The following is a 6,000-nucleotide window of genomic DNA, read 5'->3' as shown; positions in this document are numbered from 1 at the left end:
CGGACTTCTACGTGAGGCAACGAGGGGGGTCGACCAGCGAAGCCGGGTTGACGTGGATCAACTGCCATCGGACGGCGACATTGAGCGCCCGTCGGAGATTGGCGTGCAGCCGCCGGACGCTACCGACCGACAGGACCGTGAGCCGATCCCTGTAGAAGGAGGTCAGATGGGCAGGCGTCAGCTTGTCGAGTCGATGACGTCCCAGCATCGGCTCAATGTGGTGCACAACCCCACCCTTGACAACGACCATTGAGACTCGTCCGGTAGGCGCGCTCCACCCTGGCCCCGTCCGGGGAGACTGGATGGTCTACGACTGCCCGACGAGGAGATCCGCCCTAGGACCCGCGGGATTACAACGGCTTACGGCTGGAGGGTAGCTCGACCGAGGGTCGGGGGTCGGGGGCCGATATTGCTGTCAGCCGGAACGTAGCGACGTCGACCACGTCCCCGTCGCCCAGCATGGGGTACTGGGTTTTGATGGCGTCGCGCAGGGCGTCGCTGTCGGGCAGCGGCCTCGTGATGTGCGTCCTCCTCGGTGAGATGGTCAAGGCGGCGGGATTCGACCTTTTCAACAACCGCGTCGAGGCGTCGAATGCTCTCCCCGTCGTCAAATACGAACACGGCGGGCCCAGTTTGGACAGAATCCTGGAATCGGACCGTCGCCGTCTTCAACCCGGAGGAAATGGTGTCGTAGTGCCTCGGATGAAAGTAGACGACCCGAGGTGCGGTCGAGCCGGTCCGTGCAACGTAGCCAAAGGGCAGCAATTCCCGGACCGGCTTCGCAGCCAACTGCCCGTCGCCCGTTGGAACGATGACGAAGACATCGGGGTGCAGGTCCAGCATTACCTGTCGGCACCGACCGCAGGGGGCGATGACACCTCGGTCGCCGTCACCTACCGCCACGATCGTGATGAGTGGCGGGGCGTTGGCTGCCGCTGCCGACCCGATGACTACGAGCTCGGCGCACGGGCCGCCGGTGAAGTGGAAAACGTTGACGCCGCTGTAAATATCGCCGTTGGCGTCCATTGCTGCAGCAGCGACGGTGTGCGCGTCGCCGGTGGACGGCGAGCGAACCACAGCCTCAGCCGCTGCTACAAGCCTTCTCTCGATCTTCTCTAACACCGCTTCATACTGCCTTGATCACTTCGTCAGTCCCGGTCGGGGGCATGTCCGCGCCGCTACCTCCATTGGCGTCGTGGGTCATCCACGGGCCAGTAACCGCGGCGCGCAGCGGTCATGAGCGGGCACGAGGGGCAGTTAGCTCTGCCGCCGGCCACAGGCGTTTCGGGCATCACGGCCGGTTGAGCGCACCCTTCCAAACTAACGGTGCGGGCTGCGATGATCGCGTCGTGGGTGGTGGCCATGACAGCACCGACGACCGGCGTGCACTACGCGCGCAGCTGCATGTAGGCCAACGCCTGACCGGTCGCCACGTTCCTGCTCGACCAGGGCGAGGAACTGCGCACCGTCATGGACCTTCTGGGGTATTCCACGATCCGGATGACGGCCGACACCAACGGCCATGTCCTGCCGGCGCGGGCTCGTCAGACAGCCTCAGCCATTGATCGGCGTGCTGGGCGAGGAGGGGACGGCGTGACCCCTTGGCTGTACTCGCCGCCGAGATCAACCGAGGAAAGTGCTGGTGGAGGCCCAGGGGACTCGAACCCCTAACCCCTGCCTTTGCAAAATCAAGACTGCTGTCGGGCCGGTGGTAGACCGGTGCCATTTGACCTGGCTCGTCCCGTCAGCCGCTCGCGTCCGCTCATGACCGGGTGGTCGGCCGGCTTGGCTGTACGGATGGCTGTACAACGAGGCTACCGGATGATCCGCTCGGTAGCTCGGCTTGACGGGCCACAGACGGATCTGAGGCCGCTCATCCATATGGGCGATCTCGAACTCGGCTACGGTGCCGAGCGCCGGCCACTGTGCCGCAACGTAGGGCAGCATCAGGACATCCACGAAGCCCTTCAGGCAAGACCGAGGTCGACACCGACCCCCGATCACACCCGGACTTGGCACCCAGCAGACGCGAACGCGTGCTGCAGGTCGTGCAGATGCAGCCAGTCCAACCCGGCTGCCACGCGGAGGTGCTCGAAGCGCCGGTTGACGTTCCGCGGTTCCATCGCCGTGCCGATCGTGCTGGCGAAGACCAGGCCCAGATCCGACCACACCTCTCCGGCGGCGAGCCCTTCCTTCGCAACGGCAGCCTGGTTACCCTGCTCGGGATGTTGATCCACAGTTAGGAGCTGAGATGCGCCTCGCCATGGTCGCGGTCCCCGTTTCGCCGCGAGAGCACACCGCGTACTGATCGTTCGCCGCCGGTGATCGTGCCGGCAGTGCGGTGCTCCTCGCCGCGGAACGGTCCCATGCCGACCGTTTCCCTTCCTTGGCTCGAGGAGCTCTTTTGCGTGCCCTTGTATCCGCGCGTCTGGGCGCGGACTTCACCAAACTGTGGACCGCCTCGGCGGTGTCCAACATCGGCGACGGCGTCACCATGGCCGCTGGCCCGTTATTCGCCCTCCGTCAGTGACAATCCGGCCCTCATCGCCGGAGCCGTCTTTGCCCAGCAGTTGCCCTGGCTGCTGTTCGCCCTGATCAGCGGCGCCTACGTCGACCGGCTCGACCGGCGCCAGCTGGTCGTAGCCGTCAACCTGGTACGCGCCGTCGCCCTAGCCGGGTTGGCGGCCACCATCGCGACCGAGACCGTCACCGTGGCCATCATCTACACGGTGCTCTTCCTCCTCGGTTCCGGAGAAACCCTCGCGGACACCGCCATGAGCGCGTTGCTCCCGTCTGTCGTCGCACCCGAGAAACTGCCCAGCGCCAACGCCCGGCTCTACGCCAGCTTCACCATCGGCAACCAGTTCGTTGCCAAGCCGCTGGGCGCTGGTTGTTCGTCATTTCCGCCGCGCGCCCATTCGGGCTCGACGCGTTCACGTTCGCCGTGGCCGGCACTGATAGGCGGTATCCGGCCGGTTCCCGCACCAGAGAAGCCCCAGCAGCGGGCCTCGTTGCGTGGCGAGATCGCAGCCGGTGTGCGCTGGTTGTGGCGACACCCGCTGCTGCGGACCCTCGCCGTCAGCATGGGCCTGGGCAACATCGCATTCGGTGCCGCGTTCGCGGTGTTCGTCCTCTACTGCCGGCAGCGACTAGGTTTGTCCGACGTTGGCTACGGCTTCCTGCTGACCGCCTTCGCGGTCGGCGGCCTGTTTGGAACGACAGTCGCCGCCAAGCTCACTCAAGCCTTCGGAAGCACCACCGTGCTGCGTGCCGGCCTGGTCATCGAGGTCGTCACGCATCTGGCCCTGGCGGCCACGACGACACCCTGGGTGGCCGCGGTCATCGTGGTGATCTTCAGCATCCACGCCACAGTTTGGGGTATCACCGTCGCCTCCGCCCGACAGCGGATAGTGCCCGCACAACTGCGCGGTCGCGTCGGCAGCGTGTACGCGCTGCTGGATCTGGGCGGAGCCGCGCTCGGCTCTCTCCTCGGCGGACTGTTCGCCAGCGTCTGGGAGATCACCACACCGTTCTGGATCGCCGCGATGATGACTGCGATCACCGCCCTCGCCTGGCAACGGTTGCGCGAAGCAACCGCCTAACAACCCCACCCCGGCCCTGAAAGGCGGACAACGCCGCTCGGGCCGGGGAACTCAACCAATGACTCTTCTTGCCATGGCATCCGCATCTGCCGCGACGCGCCCCAGTCGCGGACCGTTGAGGTCCCCGCTTTCGCGGAGTGGGGGTTACCTGGCGCCGGTCGGCTCAGGCTGAACGATAGCTGTCTGCGGTTGGGCGTTCTGCCGGGTGTGTCAGGCGGTTTCGTACTCGTCGGGGCTGAGGTAGCCGAGGTCTTTCTGAAGGCGGCGGGAGTTGTACCAGCCGTCGATGTAGGCGAAGATCGCGTTCTCGGCCTCATCGCGGGTGCGCCACGAGTTCCGGTGCACGAGTTCGATCTTCAAGGTGGACCAGAAGTTCTCCATCAGCGCGTTGTCATACGAGTCGCCGACCGAGCCCATTGAGGCAGGATCCCGTTGTCTGACAAGCGTTCCGCGAACTTGATCGAGGTGTAGTTGGCGGATTCCAGTGGTCGTTGCAACACCTCAATCAAGGGGTGTGTGCATGGGTAGGCCACCAGGTTGGGTGACGGAGGTGACGGGCAGGCCAGCGATGCGATCGCCGGGCCGGCCGGGTGTGAACGAGCACCGGGAGGTGCGGCGGCAGTTCTGGCGTCGGATCGCCGAAGGTCTGTCGAGCGAGGAAGCTGCGGCGGGCGTGTGGTGTGTCGCAGCCGGTGGGTGGGCGCTGGTTTCGTCAGGGTGGCGGTATGGCACCTTTGTCGCTGGTTCCGCCGTCGGGCCGGTATCTGTCCCTTCGCCGAGCGTGAAGAGGTCGCGCTGCTCAAAGCACAAGGCAAGGGCGTGCGAGAGATCGCTCGAGCGGTAGGCCGTGACGCGTCGACGATTTCGCGAGAGCTGCGCCGCAACGCCGTGACTCGTGGCGGCAGCCTGGACTACCGTGCCGTGGCCGCGCAGTGGCATGCCGAGCGTCGTGGCCGTCGCCCGAAAACCGCGAAGCTGGCGGCGAACCCAGCTGCTGCGCGACTACGTGCAGAAGCGGCTCGCCGGCACGATCACCGACGTTGATGGTCGGCCGATCCCGGGCCCGAACGTGCCGTGGAAGGGACGCCGGCACGGGCGTCGCGCAGATCGGCGATGGGGCACGGCCTGGAGCCCGGAACAGATCAGTCGGCGTTGGGTTGGAGTAGGAGCTTCCCGGATGATAGAGTCGCCCGGTGCGAGATCTCGCATCGAGGCTGCATCTATCCGGGAAGTCGCTCTACCCGTCAAACGCCGACTGATCTGGTTCCGGGGCTCCCAGGCCCGGTGCCCCCATCCGGCCCGATCTTGCGCCGGACGCCCCGTGCCGGCGTCCCTTCCACGGCACGTTCGGGCCCGGGATCGGCCGACCATCAACGTCGGTGATCGTGCCGGCGAGCCGCTTCTGCACGTAGTCGCGCAGCAGCTGGTTCGCCGCCAGCTTCGCGGTTTTCGGGCGACGGCCACGACGCTCGGCATGCCACTGCGCGGCCACGGCACGGTAGTCCAGGCTGCCGCCACGAGTCACGGCGTTGCGGCGCAGCTCTCGCGAAATCGTCGACGCGTCACGGCCTACCGCTCGAGCGATCTCTCGCACGCCCTTGCCTTGTGCTTTGAGCAGCGCGACCTCTTCACGCTCGGCGAAGGACAGATACCGGCCCGACGGCGGAACCAGCGACAAAGGTGCCATACCGCCACCCTGACGAAACCAGCGCCCACCCACCGGCTGCGACACACCACACGCCGCCGCAGCTTCCTCGCTCGACAGACCTTCGGCGATCCGACGCCAGAACTGCCGCCGCACCTCCCGGTGCTCGTTCACACCCGGCCGGCCCGGCGATCGCATCGCTGGCCTGCCCGTCACCTCCGTCACCCAACCTGGTGGCCTACCCATGCACACACCCCTTGATTGAGGTGTTGCAACGACCACTGGAATCCGCCAACTACACCTCGATCAAGTTCGCGGAACGCTTGTCAGACAACGGGATCCTGCCCTCAATGGGCTCGGTCGGCGACTCGTATGACAACGCGCTGATGGAGAACTTCTGGTCCACCTTGAAGATCGAACTCGTGCACCGGAACTCGTGGCGCACCCGCGATGAGGCCGAGAACGCGATCTTCGCCTACATCGACGGCTGGTACAACTCCCGCCGCCTTCAGAAAGACCTCGGCTACCTCAGCCCCGACGAGTACGAAACCGCCTGACACACCCGGCAGAACGCCCAACCGCAGACAGCTATCGTTCAGCCTGAGCCGACCGGCGCCAGGTAACCCCCACTCCGCGAAAGCGGGGGGACCTCAACGGTCCGCGACTGGGGCGCGTCGCGGCAGATGCGGATGCCATGGCAAGAAGAGTCATTGGTTGAGTTCCCCGGCCCCGAGCGGCGTTGTCCGCCTTTCA

6 protein-coding genes and 2 pseudogenes are annotated in these 6,000 nt (G+C 66.0%); 4 read left to right on the top strand and 4 right to left on the bottom strand.

Going from position 1 to position 6,000, the window contains the following annotated elements; translation table 11 throughout:
* The coding region (locus BUS84_RS39235; RefSeq protein WP_208869831.1) for a hypothetical protein at positions 1-253 on the top strand (253 nt) is incomplete at its 5' end.
* A 107-nt stretch (positions 254-360) separates the two neighbouring features.
* Here BUS84_RS39235 and BUS84_RS38005 read toward each other — a convergent pair.
* Positions 361-1,077 carry an ASCH domain-containing protein gene (locus BUS84_RS38005; RefSeq protein WP_244298936.1) on the bottom strand — a complete coding sequence of 239 codons (717 nt, stop codon included), beginning with the start codon at positions 1,075-1,077 and terminating at the stop codon, positions 361-363.
* Between the two features lie 923 nt (positions 1,078-2,000).
* Positions 2,001-2,237 carry a hypothetical protein gene (locus BUS84_RS36320; protein ID WP_244298517.1) on the bottom strand — a complete coding sequence of 79 codons (237 nt, stop codon included), beginning with the start codon at positions 2,235-2,237 and terminating at the stop codon, positions 2,001-2,003.
* Between the two features lie 129 nt (positions 2,238-2,366).
* Between BUS84_RS36320 and BUS84_RS36315 the strand changes: the two genes are divergently transcribed.
* Positions 2,367-3,602 carry an MFS transporter gene (locus tag BUS84_RS36315; protein WP_244298854.1) on the top strand — a complete coding sequence of 412 codons (1,236 nt, stop codon included), beginning with the start codon at positions 2,367-2,369 and terminating at the stop codon, positions 3,600-3,602.
* A 210-nt stretch (positions 3,603-3,812) separates the two neighbouring features.
* Here the strand turns inward: BUS84_RS36315 and BUS84_RS38000 are convergent, their stop codons facing one another.
* On the bottom strand, positions 3,813-4,019 hold the full coding sequence (locus tag BUS84_RS38000; protein ID WP_143728632.1) for an IS3 family transposase: 207 nt from the start codon (positions 4,017-4,019) through the stop codon (positions 3,813-3,815).
* Between the two features lie 103 nt (positions 4,020-4,122).
* On the opposite strand from BUS84_RS38000, the pseudogene BUS84_RS40490 reads away from it, so the two are divergent.
* Positions 4,123-4,755, top strand: a pseudogene (locus BUS84_RS40490) (transposase); the annotation flags it as partial.
* A gap of 92 nt (positions 4,756-4,847) precedes the next feature.
* Here BUS84_RS40490 and BUS84_RS41420 read toward each other — a convergent pair.
* Positions 4,848-5,493, bottom strand: a pseudogene (locus BUS84_RS41420) (transposase); the annotation flags it as partial.
* 20 nt (positions 5,494-5,513) lie between these two features.
* Here BUS84_RS41420 and BUS84_RS36295 point away from each other — a divergent pair.
* Positions 5,514-5,804, top strand: coding sequence for an IS3 family transposase (locus BUS84_RS36295; RefSeq protein WP_143728361.1), 291 nt, complete (start codon positions 5,514-5,516; stop codon positions 5,802-5,804).
* Positions 5,805-6,000 lie beyond the last annotated feature (196 nt).

Origin of the sequence: Micromonospora cremea (assembly GCF_900143515.1) — a bacterium.
In the GTDB taxonomy this organism is placed as follows: Bacteria; Actinomycetota; Actinomycetes; order Mycobacteriales; family Micromonosporaceae; genus Micromonospora; species Micromonospora cremea.
This window is presented reverse-complemented; position numbering and strand designations above follow the sequence as displayed.